Below are 21,192 nucleotides of genomic sequence, written 5' to 3' on the forward strand. Positions count from 1 at the left end.
ATCGCCGGAGCCACCGCGATGTTCGCCGCGATCGACACGACGCTGAACACGCCCGCCATGCCGGCGACGAGCGGCGCGGTGACCAGTTGCGCCGCCGTGGCGACACTGACCGCGTCGGCCGCCGCCTTGGGCCAGCCGCGATCGACGAGCCGCCGCGACCACACCGGAGCGAGCACGACCAGCGCCGCTCGTCGCCGGCATGGCGGGCGTGTTCAGCGTCGTGTCGATCGCGGCGAACATCGCGGTGGCTCCGGCGATTCCGCCGATCACTGTCGCGGGCACCGCCGCGGCCGCGCTGGGCTGCGTCTGGCCCGCCGGCGCGGAGCTGTTGATCCGGTTCACCGGGCCGGAGTTGTGGTGGCTGCTGCATGTGGCTCGGTGGGCGGCGGCTGTCCCGGGATCGTCGGTACCGGTGCCGTCGGGGCTGCTGGGTGTCGTGGTGATTGGCGCCGCCGGTGTGGCGGCGGTGCTGGCGTGGCGCTGGCGATGGGTGCGGTTCGGTGCTTGTGCCGCCGCGATCTGCGTGCTGGCGTGGACGGTGTCGAGCCTGTCGGGCGGCCGTGACACGATCGTGGGGTGAGTGAAGCGTCGCAGCTGCACCTGGTGCTCGGAGACGAGGATCTGCTGGTCGAACGCGCAGTCGCGGCGGTTCTGCGGCATGCCCGCAAGCAGGCAGGCACCCACGACATCCCGGTCGATCGCCTGCGCGCGGGTGACGTCAGCACCAGCGAACTGGCCGAACTGCTGAGCCCGTCGCTGTTCGCCGACGAACGGGTCGTGGTGTTAGAGTCGGCCGCTGAAGCCGGCAAGGACGCGGTCGCCTTGATCGCCGGCGCCGCGGCGGACCTGCCGCCCGGCACCCTGCTCGTCGTCGTGCACTCCGGGGGTGGACGCGCCAAGGCGCTGGCCGATCAGCTCAAAAAGCTTGGCGCGCAAGTGCATCCGTGCGCCCGCATCGCCAAAGCCGCGGAGCGCGCCGATTTCGTCCGGCGGGAGTTCCGTGCCCTGAAGGTCAAGGTCGGCGACGACACAGTCACCGCAGTGCTCGATGCCGTCGGCTCAGACATCCGGGAACTGGCGTCGGCATGTTCGCAGCTCGTCACCGACACCGGCGGGGCCGTCGACGCGGCGGCGGTGCGTCGCTACCACTCAGGCAAGGCCGAGGTGAAGGGGTTCGACGTCGCCGACAAGGCGGTTGGCGGCGACGTCGCCGGAGCCGCCGAAGCGCTGCGCTGGGCGATGATGCGCGGAGAACCGCACGTGGTGCTCGCCGACGCGCTGGCCGAAGCGGTGCACACCATCGCGCGTGTTCGGCCGTTGTCGGGTGATCCCTACCGGTTGGCGTCGGAGCTGGGTATGCCGCCGTGGCGCGTGCAGAAGGCGCAGAAACAGGCGCGCCGGTGGTCGAACACCTCGGTCGCCGAGGCGATGCGGTTGGTGGCCGCGCTCAACGCTGACGTCAAGGGTGCCGCGGCCGACGCGGACTACGCATTGGAGGCGACGGTCAGGAAAGTCGCCGAACTCGTCTCGGACTGAGCGATCAGAGCTTGTTGAAGGCCGAAGCCAGCGCCGACTTGCGGTTCGCGGCCTGGTTCTTGTGGATGACGCCCTTGCTGGCGGCCTTGTCCAGTTGGCGGCTGGTCGACGCCAGCAGTTCGCCGGCCTTCTCCCTGTCGCCGGCCTCGACGGCCGCCCGGAAACCGCGGACCGCCGTGTGCAGCGACGACTTGACCGACTTGTTGCGCAGCCTGCGGCGCTCGTTGGTCTTGATCCGCTTTTCCTGCGACTTGATGTTGGCCACGCGTGTATGTCCTTCGTAAATCCGGTAGGGGTTTCCCAAAGTCTGGTAGGCGCCCGGCATGCGGGCAGCGAGGGTTCAGGTTACCAGCGCTGCCGGAAAATGCCCAAAATGGCGGCGCTGGCCTGCTGAAACGCCAGTGATGTCAGTCGGCCGGCCTGGCGCCCACACCGGGGTGCACCTCGACGCGATGCAGGTCGTCGCCGAGTTCGATCTGCCGGTCGAACCGGGCCGCGGCGAGCGCGCGCCAATCGTCTTCCTGTCCGGCTTCGATGGCCGGCACGTAGTGCGTCAGGATGAGGATCCCGACTCCTGCGCGCGCCGCGGTCGCCGCGGCCTCCTCGACTGACGAGTGGTAGTCGCAGATGTCGCGGATGCGCTGCACCGGCATCTTGTCGACCAGGTCCTTGCGGATCACCGTGTGCACCAAGGCGCCCGCGCCCTCAGCCAGTTCGTCGAGAGTCTGGCACGGGACCGTGTCGCCGGCCAGTATCACGGAGGCGTCCGCGTGCTCGACGCGAAATCCGATCGTCGGCGTGACGGGCCGGTGGTCGGTGGGGGCAGCCAGGATGCGCACGCCGTCGCTGTTCCACACCTCGCCTTCGGTGTACTCGTACACCTGCACCGGTGGCGGCGACGTCAGGTCGGCGTGATGGGCGATGCGGTATCCGATGTCGAAGCCGAACGCCTTGAGCGTCGCGTCGACCACCTCGGCGGTGCCCGGCGGCCCGATGATCGGCAGGGGCGCGGGATCGGGCGTGAAAGTGGAGATCCATCGCGTGATGATCACGTCGCCCAGATCAGCGATGTGGTCGCTGTGCAGGTGCGTCAGCAGCAGCGCCGACAACCCGCTCGCGGCGGCCCCGGCGGCCGTCAATCGTTGTTGCACTCCGCGGCCGCAGTCGACCAGAAATGTCTGACCACCCGCCCGCAGCAGCGTCGAGGGGCCTGCGCGGCGGGCGTCGGGGATGGGGCTTCCGGTGCCGAGCAGCGTGACCTCGATCATGGCCCACATATACCGGAAATCCGCCGCGCGCAGCCGTGACCCGGTTGCAATCTCCAATCCCTTCCGCGCCGACCGTCCCTGGACCTAGCCTGTGAGGAACATCACGAGCGGAGGCAAGGATGCGGATCGCGGACGTGTTGCGGAGCAAAGGCGCCGCGGTGGCCACGATTACCCCGGAGACGTCGGTCGCGGGACTGCTCACCGAGTTGGCCATCCACAACATCGGCGCGATGGTGGTGGTGTCGCCCGACGGTGTGCTGGGCATCGTTTCCGAGCGCGACGTCGTGCGGGCACTGCCGATGCAGGGTGCGGACGTGCTGCGGCGGCCGGTGTCGGAGATCATGACCCGGTTCGTGGCCACCTGTGCGCCCGACGATTCGGTCGACAGTCTGAGTGCTCTGATGACGACGAACCGCGTCCGGCACGTCCCGGTGATGCAGGACGGCAGACTGGCGGGCATCGTCAGCATCGGCGACGTGGTCAAGACGCGGATGGAAGAGCTCGAAGCGCAGCAGGAACACCTGCAGGCTTACATCACCCGTGGTTGACGTCGACGTCGCTCCGGCCGAGCGTCGGCAGGTGCGCGAGATGTCCCGAGTGCTCGCGCGCGCCTTCTACCGCGACCCCGTGATGACGTGGATGTTGCCTGACGACGCCGCGCGCGAACGTCGTCTCGAGCGGATGTTCGCGACCATGATCCGCCACCATTTCCTTCGCACCGAAGGCGCCGAGATCGCACGCGGCACGAGCATCGGTGCCGCGGCGCTGTGGGATCCGCCGGGGCGCTGGAAGCACACGCGTCTGCAGGAACTGAGGATGATGCCCGCATTCATCCGGGCCTTCGGACGCAACGGTCGCCGCGGTCAACAAGCCATGGAGCTGATGAAGAAGCATCATCCCGAGGAGCCGCACTGGTATCTCGGGGTGATCGGCAGCGACCCGACGGTCCGCGGCACCGGATTCGGGCAGGCGCTCATGAGGTCGCGTCTGGACCGCTGCGACGCCGAGTACGCGCCCGCCTACCTCGAGTCGAGCAATCCCGACAACATCCCGTACTACCAGCGCTTCGGTTTCGGCGTCACCGGCGAGATCACGCTGCCGGACGGCGGCCCGAGCCTGTGGCCGATGTGGCGTGACCCGCGTTAACGCGCGCTCGTCGCGCGTGAGGGTGCGCAGAATGTTGTAGATCCGCGGCGTGTCGTGTGCAAACACGCACGTTCGCGGAACAGGGGGAACACGGGGCCTAGCTCCAGGAGTATTCGGTGCGGAGCCGGACCGCGACCGCTTCGAACCTCTCGCGCGCGAGGATCGCGCCTTCGCGCCTGATGCCGGCCTCGGGAACGTCGAGCACGCGGTCCAGGCGCACCCAACTCTGCCGGCCCTCGTAGTCCCAGGTGCCGCTTCCGATGCCGATCCAGTTCGGGTCGTCGCGGTGATGGTCCCGGCTGGACAGCATCAGGCCGAGCAGCGTGGACCGATCGCGTCCCACGACGAGCACGGGACGGTCCTTGCCCTGCGTCGGGTCGTCCTCGTAGACGACCCAGGTCCACACGATCTCGCCCGGGTCGGCGCGGCCGTCCAGGGCGGGTGCGTACACCACCTTGCGGGCGCGGTGCGCGGTCGGCACGAAGTTGCGGCTGATCGGCCTGCCCGCGGTGATCGCGCGCGGCTCGTCGGGCACGCCGGCCAGCGCGTCGATACCGATCCGGATTCCGGTCTGCAGACCGCGCTGCAAGGTTTCGGACTGGCCGATCTGACGGATGAGCTTCGGTGCCTCGTTGAACACCAAATGCTCGGTCACATTCAAGAACCGTTGGAACGGCCTCCACGCCGGAGCCATGTCCCGAGCATAAGCGAGGCGCCACCGCGCGATTGTGTGCGCAGGCCATGCCCTCGATACGCTGTGGGCACCCTCAGTGCAGTCCTACCAGGAGATTCCCATCAGCAGTTTCGCCGATCAGACCTTCACTGCGCCGGCGCAGATCCGGAACTTCTGCATCATCGCCCATATCGATCACGGCAAGTCGACATTGGCCGACCGGATGCTGCAACTCACCGGCGTCGTCGCCGATCGCGACATGCGCGCCCAGTACCTCGACCGGATGGACATCGAGCGCGAGCGCGGCATCACGATCAAGGCGCAGAACGTGCGGCTGCCCTGGACCGTCAAGGAAGGGGAGGGCGCGGGCGACTACGTCCTGCACCTGATCGACACCCCCGGCCACGTCGACTTCACCTACGAGGTGTCGCGGGCGCTGGAGGCGTGTGAGGGCGCGGTGCTGCTCGTGGACGCCGCCCAGGGCATCGAGGCGCAGACGCTGGCGAACCTCTACCTGGCGCTGGACCGCGACCTGCAGATCATCCCGGTGCTCAACAAGATCGACCTGCCCGCGGCCGATCCGGACCGCTACGCCGCCGAACTCGCCCACATCATCGGTTGTGAGCCCACCGACGTGCTGCGGGTGTCGGGCAAGACCGGTGTGGGCGTGGCCGACCTGCTCGACCACGTCGTGCGTGAAGTGCCCCCGCCGGTCGGCGACGCCGACGCGCCGGCCAGGGCGATGATCTTCGACTCCGTCTACGACACCTACCGGGGCGTGGTCACCTACGTCCGTGTCGTCGACGGCAAGATCGTCCCGCGCGAGCGCATCAAGATGATGTCGACCGGCGCCACGCACGAACTGCTCGAGGTTGGCATCGTCTCGCCGGAACCCAAGGCCTCGGCGGGCTTGGGTGTTGGGGAGGTCGGCTACCTCATCACCGGCGTGAAGGACGTGCGCCAGTCGAAGGTCGGTGACACCGTCACGACCGCACGCAACGGTGCGGCCGAACCGCTCACCGGATACCGCGAGCCGCGCCCGATGGTCTACTCCGGGCTGTATCCCGTTGACGGCTCAGACTATCCGGATCTGCGCGACGCGCTGGACAAGCTGCAACTCAACGACGCCGCGCTGACCTATGAACCGGAAACCTCGGTGGCACTCGGATTCGGTTTCCGCAGCGGCTTTCTGGGCCTCCTGCATATGGAGATCACCCGCGAGCGTCTGGAACGCGAGTTCAACCTCGACCTCATCTCCACATCGCCCAACGTGGTGTACCGGGTGGAGAAGGAGGACGGTGAAGAGATCGTCGTGACCAACCCGTCGGACTGGCCCGACGGCAAGATCCGCACGGTCTACGAGCCGGTGGTCAAGACCACGATCATCGCGCCGAGCGAGTTCATCGGGACCATCATGGAGCTGTGCCAGTCGCGGCGCGGTGAACTCGGCGGCATGGACTACCTCTCACCGGAGCGGGTGGAGTTGCGCTACACGATGCCGCTGGGCGAGATCATCTTCGACTTCTTCGACGCGCTGAAGTCGCGCACCCGCGGCTACGCCAGCCTCGACTACGAGGAGGCAGGGGAGCAGGAGGCCGACCTCGTCAAGGTCGACATCCTGCTGCAGGGCGAGGCGGTCGACGCGTTCAGCGCGATCGTGCACAAGGAGTCGGCATACGCCTACGGCAACAAGATGACGACCAAGCTCAAGGAGCTCATTCCGCGTCAGCAGTTCGAGGTTCCGGTGCAGGCGGCGATCGGATCGAAGATCATCGCTCGCGAAAACATCCGCGCGATCCGCAAAGACGTGCTATCGAAGTGTTACGGCGGCGACATCACGCGCAAGCGCAAGCTGCTGGAGAAGCAGAAGGAAGGCAAGAAGCGGATGAAGACCATCGGCCGGGTCGAGGTGCCGCAGGAGGCGTTCGTCGCCGCCCTGTCCACCGACTCGTCCGCCGACAAGGCCAAGAAGTAGTACCGATGAGGTCGGGGGCGCTGGCGGCGGGACTGGGTGCGGTGGCGATACTCGCCGGCTGTTCGGCTCAGCCGGCCGAGCGGCCGGTCGTGCACATCGCCGAGGCCGCCAAGCCGTCTGCGCACCGGGCGCTGGACCAGGCCCTGCCGACCTCTGACGAACTGACCGCCAAGCTCGGCGCCACCGGTTTGATGGGCCGACCGGTCACCGGCGGTCCCGACATGTTGTTGCAGAGCGTGCGGGAGGCCGAGGCGGCCCCGCTCGACTGTGTGAGCACCGGCTATCGGCTGGAAAAGGTTGTCTACCAAGGCAATCCGGTGCTGTCGGTGGCCAGCCAGTCGTGGGCCGGCGGCGACATGAGCGGCCCGACGGCCAACGGCTTCTTCGGAGTCGCCGAGTTCAGCGATGCCGACGCCGCGCAGGCGTTCTTCGCCGCCTCGGCGGACAAGTGGCACCGGTGCAACGGCCAGACGCTGGTATTGCACCAGCCCCAGCGCGGAGCCGACGGCCTGAGCCGGATCACCGAGGTGGGCATCGACAACCGAATCTTGTCGGCGGTGGTCATGCAGGACGCCGGCTCGACGGTTCAGCGCGCGCTCGGCGTCGCGGCGGACTGCATCGTGGACGTGGAGATCACCGACGACGCCGGGCCCAAGTCGACCGGAGCCCGCGATGCCGCCGCAGTCGCAGACCTGATGCTGCAGAAGATCACGAACGCGCCCGCGAAGTAGCGCTCGAGTGTCGGCTTGACCGACGTCTCGGTGCGTTGACCGTCGACGGACCCGACACTGAGCTACGCCGTGCTCAGCTCCCGCCGGCCGAACAGCTCACCCCAGGCGGCCTCGGCGTGGGCGGCCGGCGCCTGACCGCTGGCCAGCGCGACCAGTCCGGTTGCGGTGGTGCCGATTCCGACGCCGGTCTGGTTGACGACGCGAACCAGTTCGTCGAACGCTTCGCGTTGGGTGCACCCGCGCAGACCGACCAGGATGCCGGTGGCCACGTCGATCACGCGTCGCGAAGTATCCGATTCCGGGCGATAACTCATGACGGTCATGGTGACCGCCGGCCTTCCGCCGGAGAAGATTTCGGCGCGTGCAGACGCAAAGTCGTAACGAATCCGCCGCAGCTTCGCTACCGACTTCGGCCTGCCGAGCGGCCTACATCGGCGCGTTGGCAGGCACGAACACCCCGGAGCTGTCCGCTTCCTCCTCGGCGCGGATCACGTGCACCACGGCGTTGATCAACGCCAGATGTGTGAACGCCTGCGGGAAGTTGCCGAGGTGGCGGCCGGTGCGCGGCTCGATCTCCTCGGCGTAGAGGTGCAACGGGCTGGCGAACGACAGCAGCCGCTCACACAGATGCTTCGCCCGGCTGATCTCGCCGATCTCGACGAGCGCCGACACCAACCAGAACGAGCAGATCGTGAACGTGCCCTCCTCGCCGGACAACCCGTCATCGGTCTCCTCGACGCGGTAGCGCAGCACCAGGCCTTCCTCGGTGAGTTCGTCGGCGATCGCCATCACAGTGGCCCGCACCCGCGGGTCGTCGGGCGGCAGGAACCGGGTCAGCACCGCCAACAGCAGCGAGGCGTCGAGCGCGTCGTCGCCGTAGCGCTGGGTCAGCACCCCGCGCTTGTCGACGCCGTGCTCGAGCACGTCGGCCTTGATCTCCTCGGCGATCGCCCGCCACTGCTGTGCGTAGGACTTCTCACCCTGGAACTCGGCCAGCTTCGACCCGCGGTCCAGCGCCACCCAGCACATGATCTTCGAACTGGTGAAGTGCTGCGGTTCGCCACGCACCTCCCAGATCCCGCGGTCCGGTTGCTTCCAATGCTTGATCGCCTCTTCGACCTGTTGTTTGAGCACCGGCCACAGGGTGTCCGAGATCTGCTCGCGCGACTTCGCGTGCAGGTACACCGAATCCAGCATCGTGCCCCAGATGTCGTGCTGCATCTGGTTGTAGGCCCCGTTGCCGATCCGCACGGGCCGCGCGCCGTCGTAGCCGGACAGGTGGTGCAGTTCCTCCTCGACCAGGGTCCGTTCGCCGCCGACGGCGTACATCACCTGAAGCGGATGGCGCTCACCGTTGTTCGCGCCCGACACGTCGGCGATGAACGCGAAGAAGTCGTCGGCCTCGCGATCCAGGCCCAATGTGTACAGGCCCCACAGCGCGAACGTCGAGTCACGCACCCACGCGTAGCGGTAGTCCCAATTGCGTTCGCCCTGAGGCGTTTCCGGTAACGACGTGGTGGGGGCGGCCAGCAGCGCGCCGGTCGGTGAGTACGTCAGACCCTTGAGCGTCAACGCACTTCGCTGCAGGTACGCCCGCCACGGATGGTCGGGGAAGTCGCCGACGTTGATCCACTGCCGCCACGCCTCGCTGGTCTGCCACATCCGGTCGGCGGCCTCGTCGTAGGTCTGCGGCACCGGATGCTTGGACCACGACAGCGCGACGTAGACGTTGTCGCCTTCCTTCATCCGGGTGCGCGCCCGGGCCTCGTGGCCCTCGAGACCGAGCCGCAGGTTCGTGGTGAGCCGCAGCGTCGGGTGCGCGTCGGGCTCCCGGGTGGCACGCGCGATCGCCTCCCCATAGGCCTGCGCCGAGTACTCCCACGTCGCGGGAACCCGGTGGTAGTCGAACGCCGGCTCGCAGTTCATCACCAGCTCGACGGTGCCGCTGACACATCGCACCGTGCGCAGCAGGATGTGCTCGGCGTCCCAGTCCATCGGGGTGCGGCGGTGGGTGCGCGACCGGGCCTCGAGGTCGTGCCACGGCCCCATCACCAGCGCGTCACGCACGATCAGCCAGCCGGTGTGGGTCTGCCACGTCGTCTCGAGGATCAGGCTGCCCGGCAGGTACCGGCGGGCCGACGGCACCGACACCCCGTAGGGGCCGAGCCGGAAATGGCCGGCGCCGCGGTCCAGGATCGCGCCGAACACGCTGGGCGAGTCGGGTCGCGGCACGCACAGCCACTCGACGGACCCGGCCGAAGAGATCAGGCAGGTGTTCTCGCAGTCGGACAGGAACGCGTAGTCGGCGATCGGCGGAAAGGGGTTCCGCAACCCCGCGCTGGGGGCGTACGGCGTCGGCGCGGTCACGGTCAGCGGGGTGGTCGCGACGACGGCAGGAGCGGGCGCAGAGCCGTTCTCGGTCTCCGTGGACCCGTCCGGCGACCCGGTCTGGTGCAGAACCATGCCGACATCATCGACTGCCGACGTGTCCGGCGTCTACAGATCGAGCAGGTAGGGCGCCCCGGCGTGTCACCGGCGGGCAAACGCCGGGATGTGTTCGGGCAGGGGACCGACCGCCACGCCGTAGGCCGCGACCCTTCGCAGCAACGGAAGAGCGGTGGCGACGCGCACCAGCAATGGCGGGCGGCCCGGGGCTGCCGAGGCGACGGCGACCGCGATGACGCGGCGGTGGATCATCTTCTGCACCGACTGGATCAGCGCGGTCGGCGCCCAGCGCCGCGCCTGCACCCGCGCCAGCGGCCTCGTGGACACCGTTCCCGAGCGCAGCGGGCCGGCCAGGATCCGGCCCGCCGCGACCGCGTCGGCCACCGCCAGGTTGATGCCCACCCCGCCGACCGGCGACATCGCGTGCGCGGCGTCGCCGATGAGCAGCAGTCCGTCGGTGTACCAGCGCCTGAGCCGGTTGAGTTGCACGTCGAGAAGTTTCACGTCGTCGAACGACGTCACCGCGCCGATGCGGCCGGCCAGCCACGGCACCAGGGCCACCACGCCGCGGTGCAGCGACTCGATGCCCTGCGCGCGCAGCTGCGCGTCGCGGCCCTTGGGGATGACGTAGGCGCACTGGAAGTAGTCGCCGCGGTCGATGACGATCTGCGCGTGCCCCGCGCCCAGCACGCCGGCGAGCCCGTGCGGGTCGTCGGCGTTGCGCGGCACCCGGAACCACCACACATCCATCGGCACGCCGAAGTTCTTCGGTTCGAGCCCCATCGCGGTGCGCAGGGTCGACGACCGTCCGTCGCAGGCCACGGTCAGCGCGGCGCGCATTTCGCGGACCTCGCCGTCGGCGCCGCGGTAGCGGACTCCCACCACGGTGTCACCGGCACAGACGGGCCCGAGCACCTCGGTGCTGCGCAGCAGCGTGAAGGACGGCTCACGCTCGGCTGCCGATGCCAGCAGTTCGAGGAAGTCCCATTGCGGAACCAGCGCAATGTGCTTGTGCGGACCGGGAATTCGCCGTAGATCCATCACGACCTGGGTGCCCTGCACCGTCATCGCCAGCGTGTCGATCTCGCGGTGCGGAATGCGGGCGAACTCGTCGCCCAACCCCAGCTCGTCGAGCAGCCGAAGTGTGCTGGCGTGCACGGTGTCACCACGGAAGTCGCGAAGGAAGTCCGCGTGCTTCTCCATCACCGTGACGGCGATCCCGGCGCGGGCGAGCAACAGCGAGAGCATCATGCCCGCCGGGCCGCCGCCTACCACGATGCAGGTGGTGCGCTCGGCGGACACGAGGCCATCTTCGCATCGCCTAGGCTGGCCGCGTGGGCGGCTTCCTCAGTTGGTGGGACGGCGTCGAACTCTGGCTCTCCGGCCTGCCGTTCGTCGCCCAGACCGCGGTCGTCATGCCGGTGGTGCTCGCGCTGGCCTACGGCGTCGCGGTCGTGCTCGACGGGGCGCTGGGCAACGGGATCAGGTTGTGGCGCCACGTGCGTCACGACGACCGGGAGGTGGACCCGTGAGCGGCGGGATGCCGCGTTCACGGGTGACGCTGGTGCTCGTCACCCTGGTGCTTCTGGTGCTCGTCATGTGGCTGCTCACCCGGTGACACCCCGAAATCCTTCGCCGAGCGGATTGTGCCGATTCTGTTAGGCTTCGCGCCATGCAAACAGCGTCCGGCAACAAGAGCGGCCACGTGCTGGCCCTCATTGCCGTGGGTTTGAGCGCTGTCGCCGATGTCTGTTGTTGTTGCTGACTCCCTACCCGTCCCCGATGTCGGTAACGGCTGTGGCATGACGCCCTCCTAGCGCTCCATCGCTTTCCCCGTCGGGCCGGGTTCCACCGAAGTCCCCTCGACGAAAGGTCACCGATGGTCAACATCCGCAAGTCCTGGCGCGCCGCGGCGGTGCTCGCCACCACCGCCACAGTGCTGGCCGCATGCGGTGGTGGATCGAGTGACGTGGCTGGCGGCGACGGCGGGGGCAACGCCGACACGACGCTCACGCTGGTCGCCTACGCCGTGCCCGAGCCGGGCTGGAGCAAGATCCTCCCGGCGTTCGCCGCGACACCGGAAGGCAAGGGCGTCGCCGTCACCACCTCTTACGGCGCCTCCGGCGACCAGTCGCGCGCCGTCGTCGACGGCAAGCCCGCCGACATCGTGAACTTCTCCGTCGAACCCGACATCACCCGGCTCGTCAAGGCGGACAAGGTGTCCAAGGACTGGAACGCCGATGCGACGAAGGGCATCCCGTTCGGGTCCGTCGTGACGCTGGTGGTCCGTAAAGGCAACCCCAAGAACATCAGAGACTGGGACGATCTGCTGCAGCCCGGTGTCGAGGTCGTCACCCCGAGCCCGCTCAGCTCGGGTTCGGCGAAGTGGAACCTGCTCGCGCCCTACGCCGCGAAAAGCAATGGCGACCAAGACGAGCAGGCCGGCATCGACTACGTCAACAAGCTGGTCACCGAGCACGTCAAGACGCGGCCCGGGTCCGGCCGCGAAGCCACCGATGTGTTCCTCCAGGGGACCGGTGACGTGTTGTTGAGCTACGAGAACGAGGCGATCAACATCGGGCGGCAAGGCAAGCCCGTCGAGCACGTCAACCCGCCGCAGACGTTCAGGATCGAGAACCCCGTGGCCGTGGTGAGCACCAGCGCGCATCAGAAAGAGGCCAACGCGCTGAAGAACTTCCTCTACACCCCGGAAGGCCAGAAGGTCTGGGCCCAGGCCGGCTTCCGGCCCGTCGACCCCGCCGTCGCCCAGGAATTCGCCGGTGACTTCCCCACGCCGGCGAAGCTGTGGACGATCGCCGATCTCGGGGGTTGGAGCGAGGTGGACCCGGCCCTGTTCGACAAGGACAACGGCAAGATCACGAAGATCTACAAGCAGGCGACCGGATGACCCCAGCGCCGGTTGCCTTGAGCCCCCATCCTGACCCGGCCCGCTCCGAACCCGCTGCCGACGGCCGGCCGGCCGGCCGCTGGACCGGCCGGTACGGAACCACCTCGCTGCGGGTCGGCGCCGCGTCGATCTGGCTGAGCATCATCGTGCTGCTGCCACTGGCCGCGATCCTGTGGCAGGCGGCCGGCGGGGGATGGCAGGCGTTCTGGGCATCGGTCACCTCGAACGCGGCCGTCGAGTCGTTCCGGGTGACGCTGTCCGTGTCGGTCGGCGTCACGCTGGTCAACCTGGTGTTCGGGCTGCTGGTCGCGTGGGTGTTGACGCGCGACGACTTCCCCGGGAAGCGGTTGGTGGACTCGGTCATCGACCTGCCCTTCGCGCTGCCGACGATCGTGGCCAGCCTCGTGATGCTGGCGCTCTACGGTCCGGCCAGCCCCGTCGGCCTGCACCTGCAGCACACGCGATGGGGCATCGGGGTGGCGCTGCTGTTCGTCACGTTGCCGTTCGTCGTGCGCTCCGTGCAACCGGTGCTGCTGGAGCTGGACCGCGAGATCGAGGAGGCGGCGGCGTCGCTCGGCGCCAACAACTGGATCATCTTCACCCGGGTGATGCTGCCCGCGCTGCTGCCGTCGCTGCTGTCCGGCGCCGGTCTGGCGTTCTCCCGCGCGATCGGCGAGTTCGGTTCGGTGGTGCTCATCGGCGGTGCGGTGCCCGGCGAGACCGAAGTGTCGTCGCAGTGGATCAGGACGCTGATCGAGAACGACGACCGCACCGGGGCGGCCGCGATATCCATTGTGCTGCTGCTGATTTCGTTCGTTGTGCTGTTCATCCTGCGCGCCGTTGGGTCACGGGCCGCCAAACGCGACGAGTTGGCGCGATGATCCTGTCACCGGCACTGAAGCACCTGCTGCGCTACCTCGCACTGGCCTACGTCGCCGTGCTGGTCGTCGTGCCGGTGGGCCTGATCCTGTGGCGCACGTTCTCACCCGGCGTCGGTGAGTTCGTCGCGTCGATCACCACACCCGCGGCCATCTCGGCTCTGCAACTGTCGCTGCTGGTGGTCGCGATCGTGGTGCCGCTCAACGTCCTGTTCGGTGTGCCGACGGCGTTGGTCTTGGCGCGCAACAAGTTCCGCGGCAAGAGCGCGTTGCAGGCGGTGATCGACCTGCCGTTCGCGGTGTCGCCGGTCGTCGTGGGCGTCGCGCTGATCCTGCTGTGGGGCTCGGCCGGGTTGTTCGGCTTCGTCGAGAACAACCTCGGTTTCAAGATCATCTTCGGTTTTCCGGGCATTGTGCTGGCCAGCGTCTTCGTCACGGTGCCGTTCGTGATCCGTGAGGTCGAACCGGTCCTGCACGAGATCGGCACCGACCAGGAAGAGGCCGCGGCCACGCTGGGCTCGCAGTGGTGGCAGACGTTCTGGCGGATCACGCTGCCGTCCATCCGCTGGGGGTTGACCTACGGCATCGTGCTGACGATCGCGCGCACCCTCGGTGAGTACGGCGCGGTGCTCATGGTGTCGTCCAACCTGCCGGGCACGTCTCAAACGCTCACACTGTTGGTATCGGACCGGTACAACCGCGGCGCGGAGTACGGTGCCTACGCGGTCTCGACGCTGTTGATGACCGTCGCGGTGGTGGTGCTGGTTGCGCAGGTGGTGCTCGACGCTCGCCGGGACAGAGCGAGCAAGAAGGCATGACGGGAAGGAACGAGATGACCGACGCAATCGTCGTGCGCGGCGCCAACAAACACTACGGCGACTTCGCGGCGCTGGACGACGTCGACTTCGAGGTGCCCTCCGGTTCGCTCACCGCGCTGCTGGGCCCCAGCGGGTCGGGTAAGTCCACGCTGCTGCGGGCCATCGCCGGTCTGGACCAGCCCGACACCGGCACCATCACGATCAACGGGCGCGACGTCACGAACGTGCCGCCGCAGCGGCGCGGTATCGGCTTCGTGTTCCAGCATTACGCGGCGTTCAAGCACCTGACGGTGCGCGACAACGTCGCGTTCGGGCTCAAGATCCGTAAGCGGCCCAAGGCCGAGATCACCGAGAAGGTCGACAACCTCCTGGAAGTGGTGGGGCTGGCCGGTTTTCAGACCCGCTATCCGAATCAGCTCTCCGGTGGCCAGCGCCAGCGCATGGCGTTGGCGCGCGCGCTCGCCGTCGACCCGCAGGTGCTGCTGCTCGACGAGCCGTTCGGCGCGCTCGACGCCAAGGTGCGCGAGGACCTGCGGGCCTGGCTGCGCCGGCTGCACGACGAGGTCGACGTCACCACGGTGCTGGTCACGCACGACCAGTCCGAGGCGCTCGACGTCGCTGACCGGATCGCGGTGCTCAACAAGGGCCGCATCGAGCAGGTCGGTTCACCCGCAGAGGTCTACGACGCACCGGCCAACGCGTTCGTGATGTCGTTCCTCGGTGCAGTTTCCTCGCTCAACGGGTCACTGGTCCGTCCGCACGACATCCGCGTGGGCCGCAATCCGGATATGGCGATCGCGACCAGCGACGACTCGGTCCGGGCGACCGGAGTGGTGCGCGCCGTTATCGACCGGATCGTCATGCTCGGGTTCGAGGTCCGGGTCGAGTTGCACAGCACCACCGACCAGATCCCGTTCACCGCACAGATCACCCGCGGCGACGCCGAGGCGCTCGGTCTCAAAGCGGGCGACACGGTGTACGTGCGCGCGACCAGAGTGCCGCCGTTGCCCGGCGGCAACCGGATTCCGGACAGCGACACCGCCGACGACGGGGCACTGACGAAGGCCTGACCGCCCGCGTGAAGATGGGGCAATCGCCCCATGACCGTCAGGTGCGGCGGTGGTTCAGTCGCCCTATGAACACACTCACCACACCCGTCCAGGCCGACCCAGACAAGCTGATGGCCTTCGTGTTCCGTGCGGTCGAGGAGGCCGGCGCCGCCCTCAACTGTGCGCTCGTGGTCATGGGCGACCGGCTCGGCTACTACCGGTCGCTGGCCGAGCACGGGCCCAGCACGCCCACCGAACTGGCCGAGCGCACCGACACTGACGCGCGCTACGCCAGGGAGTGGCTCAACGCGCAGGCCGCGGGGTCGTTCGTGGAGTACGAACCGTCGAGCGGGCGTTACCGCCTGCCTCCGGAGCAGGCAGTGGCGCTCACCGACGAGTCCAGCCCGGCCTTCGTCGGCGGCCTGTTCCAGATCGCGCACGGAACGGTGACGGACGCGGGGCAGATCATCGAGGCCGCCCGCGCCGGCCGTGGTGTCGGATGGGGCCGGCACAACTCCGACGTCCACGTCGGCTGTGAGCGGTTCTTCCGCCCGACGTATGCCGCGCATCTGGTCGACGACTGGCTGCCCGCGCTGGACGGCGTCATGGCCAAACTGACGTCCGGTGCGCGGGTCGCCGACGTCGGCTGCGGCCACGGGGCGTCGACAATCCTGATGGCTCAAGCCTTTCCGGCCTCGACGTTCGTCGGCACGGACGGCCACGCAGAGTCGATCGCGGTGGCCCGGGAGCGCTCGGCCGGCACGGTCGAGTTTCTGGCCGCAGACGCGGACACCTTCGGCGGCGGCCCATATGACCTGGTGACGATGTTCGACTGCCTGCATGACATGGGCGATCCGATCGGTGCGGCACGCCATGTGCGCGACGTCATCGCCGAGGACGGCACGTGGATGGTCGTCGAACCGGCCGCCGGTGACCGGGTGGAAGACAACCTCAACCCGGTCGGGCGCGCGTACTACGGCTTCTCCACGCTGTTGTGCACGCCCTCGTCGCTGGCGCAGCCCGTCGGACTGGCACTGGGCACCCAGGCGGGGCCGGCACGGATCCGCGACGTGGTGACGACGGCCGGGTTCAGCCGCTTCCGGCTGGCCGCGCAGACGCCGTTCAACAACGTGTTCGAGATCCGGCCCTGAGGTCAGGCGGCGACGGCGCCCGCGGTGACCGCGTCGTAGCGGTCCAGCACGGTCGCCGCGACGAGGTTGTGCGAGCCGAGCGGCTCGGCCATCGGAATTCCCTCTGCCGCAGCGTAATCGGCGATGCGATCGGTGATCCGTCCGTGCGCCAGGAACCACGGCGCGATGGCCAGCCGTTCGGCGCCACGGGCGCGCAGGCGCGCGGCCGTCGCGGCGAGGTTCGCGTACGGTCCGGTGGCGAACGCGACTTCGGCTCCGGCCCAACGGGTTCCCGTGCCCAGGGCGCGGGCCACCGTCGCGGTCCGGGCGTTCGCGGCCGGGCGCGACGAGCCCACCGCGACGACCAGGACTCCCAGGCCGTCGTCATCCGGGGAGGTGCCGAGTTCGGCCAGTCGCTGGCGCAGCACGGTCAACAGCGCCGGGTCCTCGCCGAGCACGTCCGCTTGGTCGACCAACGCACCCGACTGCTCGATCACCGCGGGGATGTCCACGCGGGCATGAAACGCACTGGCGAGCAGGAACGGTACGACCACACCGGCGCCGTTCACCTCACACAACACGTCATGCAGATGAGGCCCGTTCTGCTCGAGAAACGCGGCGCGCACGTCGAGCCACGGCCGCAACCGTCGGATCCGCCCGGCGACCGCATGCGTCACCGCCGCCGACCGCGGGTCGGCGCTGCCGTGCGCGGTGAGGACCAAGGGCAGCTCGGTCACGACGCGTGCAGCCCGCATTCCGTCTTCGACGTGCCCGCCCAGCGCCCGCTGCGTGGATCGGCCCCGTCGGCCGGCTTCGCCGTGCACGGCGCGCAGCCGATCGACGGATATCCCTCGTACACAAGCGGATTGACGAGCACGCCGTTGGCCTCGATGTAGGCCTCCATCTCCTCGTCGGTCCAGGCCGCCAGCGGGTTGATCTTCACCAGCCCGAACGCCTTGTCCCAGCTGATCAGCGGGGCGTTGGCGCGAGTCGGCGCCTCCACCCGGCGGATGCCGGTCACCCACGCGGAATAGCCGCGCAGCGCCTTGGACAGCGGGGCGACCTTGCGCATCCGGCAGCACTCACCTGCCTCGCGGGCGAACAGGTTCTTGCCGAACAGTTCGTCCTGCTCGGCAACGCTGTGCTCCGGCGTGACGTTGACGATGTTGACGTCGTAGACCGCCTCGACCGCGTCGCGCGTGCCGATCGTCTCGACGAAGTGATAGCCGGTGTCGAGGAAGAGCACGTCCACGCCGGGACGCACCTTGGCCGCCAGGTCGACGAGCACAGCGTCCTGCATGTTGGACGCCACGACGTACTGGCCGCCGAAGTTCTCGTCGGTCCAGCGCAGCAGGTCCACTGCACTGGCGCCGTCGAGTTCGGCCGCGCCCCGCTCGGCGAGTGCCTGAAGGTCGGTCTCCGTCGTCGTCACCCAGTTCACCTCAAATCCGCTTCGTCTGCTCGCAACGCCCACGTAGCGAAACGCTCACCGTGCTCACGTTGTTTCACGAAGTTGCGGACGACCCGGTCGATGTAGTCGCCGAGCTCGCTCGAGAGCACCTTGTGCTGGCGCAGCTTGCGGCCGAAGCCGCTGTCCAGGCCGAGGCTGCCGCCGAGGTGGACCTGGAACCCCTCGACCGAGTTGCCCTCACCGTCGTCGACCATCTGGCCCTTGAACCCGATGTCGGCGACCTGAATGCGGGCACACGAGTTTGGGCAGCCGTTGATGTTGACCGTGATCGGCACGTCGAGTTGCGCGTTGATGTCCTCGAGCCGCTTCTCCAGTTCGGGCACCAACACCTGCGCGCGGGTGCGCGTCTCGGTGAACGACAGCTTGCAGAACTCGATGCCGGTGCAGGCCATCAGGTTCTTGCGCCAGTGCGACGGCTCCGGCGGCAACCCGAGCGCCTCGAGCCCCGTAGAGAGCTCGCCGACCTTGTCGTCGGGCACGTCGAGGATGATCAGCTTCTGGTACGGGGTGAACCGGATCCGGTCCGAGCCCGCGGCTTCGGCGAGGTCGGCCACCTGGGTGAGGATCGTGCCCGACACGCGCCCGGCGATCGGCGCGACGCCGACGGCGTTCAGCCCGTTCTTGAGTTTCTGGATGCCGACATGGTCGATCGGATGCTTGACCGGCTCGGGCGCGGGCCCGTCGATCAGCTTGCGGCCCAGGTACTCGTCCTCGAGCACCTGACGGAACTTTTCGACACCCCAGTCCTTGATCAAGAACTTCAGCCGGGCCTTGGAGCGCAGCCGGCGGTAGCCGTAGTCGCGGAACACCGCGGTGACTGCCTCCCAGACGTCGGGCACCTCGTCGAGCGGAACCCACGCACCGAGCCGCTGGGCCAGCATCGGGTTGGTCGACAAGCCGCCACCTACCCACAGATCGAGCCCGGGGCCGTGCTCGGGGTGGTTGACCCCGATGAACGAGATGTCGTTGACCTCGTGGGCGACGTCCTGCAACCCCGAGATCGCGGTCTTGTACTTGCGCGGCAGGTTCGAGTACTCGGGGTTGCCGATGTAGCGGCGCACGATCTCGTCGAGCGCGGGGGTCGGATCGAGCACCTCATCGAGGGACAGCCCCGCCAGCGGCGATCCCAGCATGCCGCGCGGGCAGTCGCCGCAGGCCTCGGTGGTCTGCAGGTCGTGAGCGGCCAGCCGCTCCCAGATCTCCGGCACGTTCTCGACCTCGAGCCAGTGATACTGCAAGTTCATCCGGTCGGAGATGTCTGCGGTGTCGCGGGCGAAGTCGATCGAGATCTGGCCCAGGGTGCGCAGCGCGGCGGCCGACAGCGCCTTGCCGTCGCAGCGCACCCGCATCATGAAGTACTTGGCCTCGAGCAGATCGGCGTTCTCGTCACCGGTCCAGGTGCCGTCGTAGCCCTGCTCGCGCTGGGTGTAGAGGCCCATCCAGCGAAAGCGGCCGCGCAGGTCGGTCTTGTCGATGCCGTCGAACCCGGTCTTGGAGTAGACGTCGAGGATGCGCGCCCGCACGTTCAGGGCGTCGTCGTCCTTCTTGAGCTGCTCGTTGGCGTTGAGCGGTTCGCGGTAGCCGAGTTTCCACTGGCCCTCGGCGCGCGTGCGCTTGGCGGGCTTGGATTCCGTCGTGGTCATGAATTGGCTCCTCGGTGGAGCCGGCGTTCGGATCGCGCGTGATCAGCGGTGGCTGTCCGACGGCGCAGATCCGGCGGCCAGCTGTACGTACGGGGTGGGCTGGGTCCTAGATCGAACGCATCAAGGCAGACAACAACAGGTACAGACGCGCTTGAAATCGACGTGCCGACGCGCCACCAGCGATACGCGCTTGGGGAAGATGCGGCGGGCACTCACGACGTCGATTGTGCCACGGACCCCCGCATCAGCCCTAACCGGGGGAGATTTGCGCTCACCGTGAGCGAAACCCGGGTCTGCGAAACTGGCGGTATGACCGCTGGAAACGCCCCCAGCTCGCCGGTGGTCGCGCTGCCGGCGATGAGCCCGCCGCGGGGCCGGCCGTTCGGCGTCTACATCCACGTGCCGTTCTGCGCCACCCGTTGCGGATACTGCGACTTCAACACCTATACGCCGGCCGAGCTGGGCGGGGCGAACCCCGACGGCTGGCTGGCGGCGCTGCGCGCCGAACTGGCGCAGGCGGCGCGGCACCTGCACCGCGCCCCCGAGGTCGACACGATCTTCGTCGGCGGCGGGACGCCGTCGCTGCTGGGCGGGGCCCGCCTCGCCGAGGTGCTGGACGCCGTCCGCGACCAGTTTTCGCTGGCCCGCGGCGCGGAGGTGACCACCGAGGCGAACCCGGAGTCGACCTCGCCGCAGTTGTTCGACGAGCTTCACGCGGCCGGCTACACCCGGGTATCGCTGGGTATGCAGTCGGCGGCGCCGCACGTGCTGGGGGCGCTGGACCGGACACACTCGCCCGGCCGGGCGCTCGAGGCGGCGCGAGAAGCCGGCCTAGCCGGGTTCGAGCACGTCAACCTCGACCTCATCTACGGCACGCCCGGTGAGTCCGACGACGACCTGCGGCGCTCGGTCGACACCGTCCTCGAGGCGGGGGTAGATCACGTCTCGGCCTACGCACTGGTCGTCGAGGACGGCACGGCGATGGCCCGCCGCGTGCGCCGCGGCGAGCTTGCTGCGCCGGACGACGACGTGCTGGCCCGCCGCTACGAGCTGATCGACGCGCACTTGGCCGGCGCCGGTTTCGATTGGTACGAGGTGTCCAACTGGAGCAGGCCGGGCGGTGAGTGCCGGCACAACATCGGCTATTGGAGCGGCGGTCAGTGGTGGGGCGCCGGACCGGGAGCCCACGGCTTCGTCGACGGGGTCCGGTGGTGGAACACCAAGCACCCCAACGCCTATGCGCAATCGCTGGCCGACTCCCGGTTGCCGGTGGCCGACTACGAGCGGCTGGACGAGGCCACCATGCACATCGAGGACGTGATGCTGCGGGTCCGGCTGCGCGACGGGCTGCCGGTCGGCGCGCTCACGGAGTCCGAACGGCAGCGGGCGGACCGCATCGTCGCCGACGGGCTGCTGACGCGGGCGGCCGACCGGCTGGTGCTCACCGGCCGCGGCCGGCTGCTGGCCGACGCGGTGGTCCGCGACCTGCTCGACTGATTCCGCCAACGGGCAGCGGTAGAT

22 protein-coding genes and 3 pseudogenes are annotated in these 21,192 nt (G+C 68.6%); 14 read left to right on the forward strand and 11 right to left on the reverse strand.

Annotated features, from left to right (window positions below; translation table 11 throughout):
• A pseudogene (locus A5663_RS22635) lies at positions 1–188 on the reverse strand (ComEC/Rec2 family competence protein); the annotation flags it as partial.
• On the opposite strand from A5663_RS22635, the pseudogene A5663_RS13190 reads away from it, so the two are divergent.
• Together A5663_RS13190 and holA are read left to right on the forward strand one after the other, a co-directional pair.
• A pseudogene (locus A5663_RS13190) lies at positions 182–580 on the forward strand (ComEC/Rec2 family competence protein); the annotation flags it as partial. The pseudogenes A5663_RS22635 and A5663_RS13190 sit on opposite strands and share 7 nt — an antisense overlap.
• A 14-nt stretch (positions 581–594) precedes the next feature.
• The gene (gene holA, locus A5663_RS13195) at positions 595–1,536 is read left to right on the forward strand and encodes a DNA polymerase III subunit delta (protein WP_197503389.1); all 942 of its coding nucleotides are present in this window, start codon (positions 595–597) and stop codon (positions 1,534–1,536) included.
• 4 nt (positions 1,537–1,540) lie between these two features.
• On the opposite strand, the gene rpsT is transcribed toward holA, so the two are convergent.
• Together rpsT and A5663_RS13205 are read right to left on the reverse strand one after the other, a co-directional pair.
• Positions 1,541–1,801, reverse strand: a complete 261-nt coding sequence (gene rpsT, locus A5663_RS13200; RefSeq protein WP_068149383.1) for a 30S ribosomal protein S20 — start codon at positions 1,799–1,801, stop codon at positions 1,541–1,543.
• Between the two features lie 142 nt (positions 1,802–1,943).
• Positions 1,944–2,804 (reverse strand): ribonuclease Z, encoded by an 861-nt coding sequence (locus A5663_RS13205; RefSeq protein WP_068149440.1) that lies wholly within the window; start codon positions 2,802–2,804, stop codon positions 1,944–1,946.
• Positions 2,805–2,923: 119 nt separating this feature from the next.
• Between A5663_RS13205 and A5663_RS13210 the strand changes: the two genes are divergently transcribed.
• Together A5663_RS13210 and A5663_RS13215 are read left to right on the forward strand one after the other, a co-directional pair.
• Positions 2,924–3,352, forward strand: coding sequence for a CBS domain-containing protein (locus A5663_RS13210; protein ID WP_068149387.1), 429 nt, complete (start codon positions 2,924–2,926; stop codon positions 3,350–3,352).
• A gap of 40 nt (positions 3,353–3,392) precedes the next feature.
• A complete protein-coding gene (locus A5663_RS13215; protein WP_082974115.1) occupies positions 3,393–3,950 on the forward strand; it encodes a GNAT family N-acetyltransferase in 558 nt (185 codons plus the stop codon).
• A gap of 97 nt (positions 3,951–4,047) precedes the next feature.
• Here the strand turns inward: A5663_RS13215 and A5663_RS13220 are convergent, their stop codons facing one another.
• Positions 4,048–4,644: a type II toxin-antitoxin system PemK/MazF family toxin gene (locus tag A5663_RS13220; protein WP_068149393.1), complete on the reverse strand. Its 597-nt coding sequence runs from the start codon at positions 4,642–4,644 to the stop codon at positions 4,048–4,050.
• A gap of 32 nt (positions 4,645–4,676) precedes the next feature.
• Here A5663_RS13220 and lepA point away from each other — a divergent pair.
• Together lepA and A5663_RS13230 are read left to right on the forward strand one after the other, a co-directional pair.
• A pseudogene (gene lepA / locus A5663_RS13225) lies at positions 4,677–6,598 on the forward strand (translation elongation factor 4).
• A gap of 5 nt (positions 6,599–6,603) precedes the next feature.
• On the forward strand, positions 6,604–7,329 hold the full coding sequence (locus tag A5663_RS13230) for a sensor domain-containing protein (RefSeq protein ID WP_068149401.1): 726 nt from the start codon (positions 6,604–6,606) through the stop codon (positions 7,327–7,329).
• Positions 7,330–7,391: 62 nt separating this feature from the next.
• On the opposite strand, the gene A5663_RS13235 is transcribed toward A5663_RS13230, so the two are convergent.
• The 3 genes from A5663_RS13235 to A5663_RS13245 form a co-directional block, all read right to left on the reverse strand.
• Positions 7,392–7,643 carry an ANTAR domain-containing protein gene (locus A5663_RS13235; RefSeq protein WP_068149444.1) on the reverse strand — a complete coding sequence of 84 codons (252 nt, stop codon included), beginning with the start codon at positions 7,641–7,643 and terminating at the stop codon, positions 7,392–7,394.
• Between the two features lie 112 nt (positions 7,644–7,755).
• Positions 7,756–9,792: a glycoside hydrolase family 15 protein gene (locus A5663_RS13240; RefSeq protein ID WP_068149404.1), complete on the reverse strand. Its 2,037-nt coding sequence runs from the start codon at positions 9,790–9,792 to the stop codon at positions 7,756–7,758.
• Positions 9,793–9,858: 66 nt separating this feature from the next.
• The gene (locus tag A5663_RS13245) at positions 9,859–11,076 is read right to left on the reverse strand and encodes an FAD-dependent oxidoreductase (RefSeq protein ID WP_068149406.1); all 1,218 of its coding nucleotides are present in this window, start codon (positions 11,074–11,076) and stop codon (positions 9,859–9,861) included.
• A 32-nt stretch (positions 11,077–11,108) separates the two neighbouring features.
• Between A5663_RS13245 and A5663_RS13250 the strand changes: the two genes are divergently transcribed.
• The 7 genes from A5663_RS13250 to A5663_RS13275 all read left to right on the forward strand — a co-directional run bounded on the left by A5663_RS13250 (position 11,109) and on the right by A5663_RS13275 (position 16,578).
• Positions 11,109–11,306 carry a hypothetical protein gene (locus A5663_RS13250; RefSeq protein WP_068149408.1) on the forward strand — a complete coding sequence of 66 codons (198 nt, stop codon included), beginning with the start codon at positions 11,109–11,111 and terminating at the stop codon, positions 11,304–11,306.
• A gap of 140 nt (positions 11,307–11,446) precedes the next feature.
• Positions 11,447–11,539, forward strand: coding sequence for an Ms4533A family Cys-rich leader peptide (locus tag A5663_RS23825; RefSeq protein ID WP_369816629.1), 93 nt, complete (start codon positions 11,447–11,449; stop codon positions 11,537–11,539).
• Positions 11,540–11,653: 114 nt separating this feature from the next.
• Positions 11,654–12,682: a sulfate ABC transporter substrate-binding protein gene (locus tag A5663_RS13255; RefSeq protein ID WP_068149411.1), complete on the forward strand. Its 1,029-nt coding sequence runs from the start codon at positions 11,654–11,656 to the stop codon at positions 12,680–12,682.
• Entirely contained in the window at positions 12,679–13,563 is an 885-nt protein-coding gene (gene cysT, locus A5663_RS13260) for a sulfate ABC transporter permease subunit CysT (protein WP_068149415.1), read from the forward strand. Before A5663_RS13255 ends, cysT begins: the two co-directional genes overlap by 4 nt.
• Complete coding sequence (gene cysW / locus A5663_RS13265) at positions 13,560–14,378, forward strand: sulfate ABC transporter permease subunit CysW (RefSeq protein WP_068149418.1); 819 nt, start codon at positions 13,560–13,562, stop codon at positions 14,376–14,378. Before cysT ends, cysW begins: the two co-directional genes overlap by 4 nt.
• Positions 14,379–14,392: 14 nt before the next feature.
• On the forward strand, positions 14,393–15,448 hold the full coding sequence (locus A5663_RS13270) for a sulfate/molybdate ABC transporter ATP-binding protein (protein WP_068149447.1): 1,056 nt from the start codon (positions 14,393–14,395) through the stop codon (positions 15,446–15,448).
• Positions 15,449–15,513: 65 nt separating this feature from the next.
• Positions 15,514–16,578 (forward strand): trans-aconitate 2-methyltransferase, encoded by a 1,065-nt coding sequence (locus tag A5663_RS13275; protein ID WP_068149421.1) that lies wholly within the window; start codon positions 15,514–15,516, stop codon positions 16,576–16,578.
• Positions 16,579–16,580: 2 nt separating this feature from the next.
• Here A5663_RS13275 and A5663_RS13280 read toward each other — a convergent pair whose 3' ends face one another.
• From A5663_RS13280 to A5663_RS23830, 4 genes are all read right to left on the reverse strand, one after another.
• The gene (locus tag A5663_RS13280; RefSeq protein WP_082974114.1) at positions 16,581–17,312 is read right to left on the reverse strand and encodes a sirohydrochlorin chelatase; all 732 of its coding nucleotides are present in this window, start codon (positions 17,310–17,312) and stop codon (positions 16,581–16,583) included.
• Positions 17,291–17,998: a phosphoadenylyl-sulfate reductase gene (locus A5663_RS13285; RefSeq protein WP_156744473.1), complete on the reverse strand. Its 708-nt coding sequence runs from the start codon at positions 17,996–17,998 to the stop codon at positions 17,291–17,293. Before A5663_RS13285 ends, A5663_RS13280 begins: the two co-directional genes overlap by 22 nt.
• The gene (locus tag A5663_RS13290) at positions 17,995–19,671 is read right to left on the reverse strand and encodes a nitrite/sulfite reductase (RefSeq protein ID WP_068149424.1); all 1,677 of its coding nucleotides are present in this window, start codon (positions 19,669–19,671) and stop codon (positions 17,995–17,997) included. The genes A5663_RS13285 and A5663_RS13290 overlap by 4 nt, the downstream gene beginning before the upstream one ends.
• Positions 19,672–19,791: 120 nt before the next feature.
• The gene (locus tag A5663_RS23830) at positions 19,792–20,070 is read right to left on the reverse strand and encodes an Ms4527A family Cys-rich leader peptide (protein WP_369816630.1); all 279 of its coding nucleotides are present in this window, start codon (positions 20,068–20,070) and stop codon (positions 19,792–19,794) included.
• On the opposite strand from A5663_RS23830, the gene hemW reads away from it, so the two are divergent.
• On the forward strand, positions 19,981–21,168 hold the full coding sequence (gene hemW / locus A5663_RS13295) for a radical SAM family heme chaperone HemW (RefSeq protein WP_068149427.1): 1,188 nt from the start codon (positions 19,981–19,983) through the stop codon (positions 21,166–21,168). The two genes, A5663_RS23830 and hemW, sit on opposite strands and share 90 nt — an antisense overlap.
• The last annotated feature ends 24 nt before the right edge of the window (positions 21,169–21,192 follow it).

The organism is Mycobacterium sp. E740 (assembly GCF_001672895.1).
In the GTDB taxonomy this organism is placed as follows: domain Bacteria; phylum Actinomycetota; class Actinomycetes; order Mycobacteriales; family Mycobacteriaceae; genus Mycobacterium.

Coding starts and splice junctions, on each gene's coding strand:
- A5663_RS13205 (WP_068149440.1), bottom strand. CDS start 2,804: ATGATCGAGGTCACGCTGCTCGGCACCGGAAGCCCCATCCCCGACGCC.
- A5663_RS13210 (WP_068149387.1), top strand. CDS start 2,924: ATGCGGATCGCGGACGTGTTGCGGAGCAAAGGCGCCGCGGTGGCCACG.
- A5663_RS13215 (WP_082974115.1), top strand. CDS start 3,393: ATGTCCCGAGTGCTCGCGCGCGCCTTCTACCGCGACCCCGTGATGACG.
- A5663_RS13220 (WP_068149393.1), bottom strand. CDS start 4,644: ATGGCTCCGGCGTGGAGGCCGTTCCAACGGTTCTTGAATGTGACCGAG.
- A5663_RS13230 (WP_068149401.1), top strand. CDS start 6,604: ATGAGGTCGGGGGCGCTGGCGGCGGGACTGGGTGCGGTGGCGATACTC.
- A5663_RS13235 (WP_068149444.1), bottom strand. CDS start 7,643: ATGAGTTATCGCCCGGAATCGGATACTTCGCGACGCGTGATCGACGTG.
- A5663_RS13240 (WP_068149404.1), bottom strand. CDS start 9,792: ATGGTTCTGCACCAGACCGGGTCGCCGGACGGGTCCACGGAGACCGAG.
- A5663_RS23825 (WP_369816629.1), top strand. CDS start 11,447: ATGCAAACAGCGTCCGGCAACAAGAGCGGCCACGTGCTGGCCCTCATT.
- A5663_RS13255 (WP_068149411.1), top strand. CDS start 11,654: ATGGTCAACATCCGCAAGTCCTGGCGCGCCGCGGCGGTGCTCGCCACC.
- cysT (WP_068149415.1), top strand. CDS start 12,679: ATGACCCCAGCGCCGGTTGCCTTGAGCCCCCATCCTGACCCGGCCCGC.
- cysW (WP_068149418.1), top strand. CDS start 13,560: ATGATCCTGTCACCGGCACTGAAGCACCTGCTGCGCTACCTCGCACTG.
- A5663_RS13270 (WP_068149447.1), top strand. CDS start 14,393: ATGACCGACGCAATCGTCGTGCGCGGCGCCAACAAACACTACGGCGAC.
- A5663_RS13275 (WP_068149421.1), top strand. CDS start 15,514: ATGAACACACTCACCACACCCGTCCAGGCCGACCCAGACAAGCTGATG.
- A5663_RS13280 (WP_082974114.1), bottom strand. CDS start 17,312: ATGCGGGCTGCACGCGTCGTGACCGAGCTGCCCTTGGTCCTCACCGCG.
- A5663_RS13290 (WP_068149424.1), bottom strand. CDS start 19,671: ATGACCACGACGGAATCCAAGCCCGCCAAGCGCACGCGCGCCGAGGGC.
- hemW (WP_068149427.1), top strand. CDS start 19,981: ATGACCGCTGGAAACGCCCCCAGCTCGCCGGTGGTCGCGCTGCCGGCG.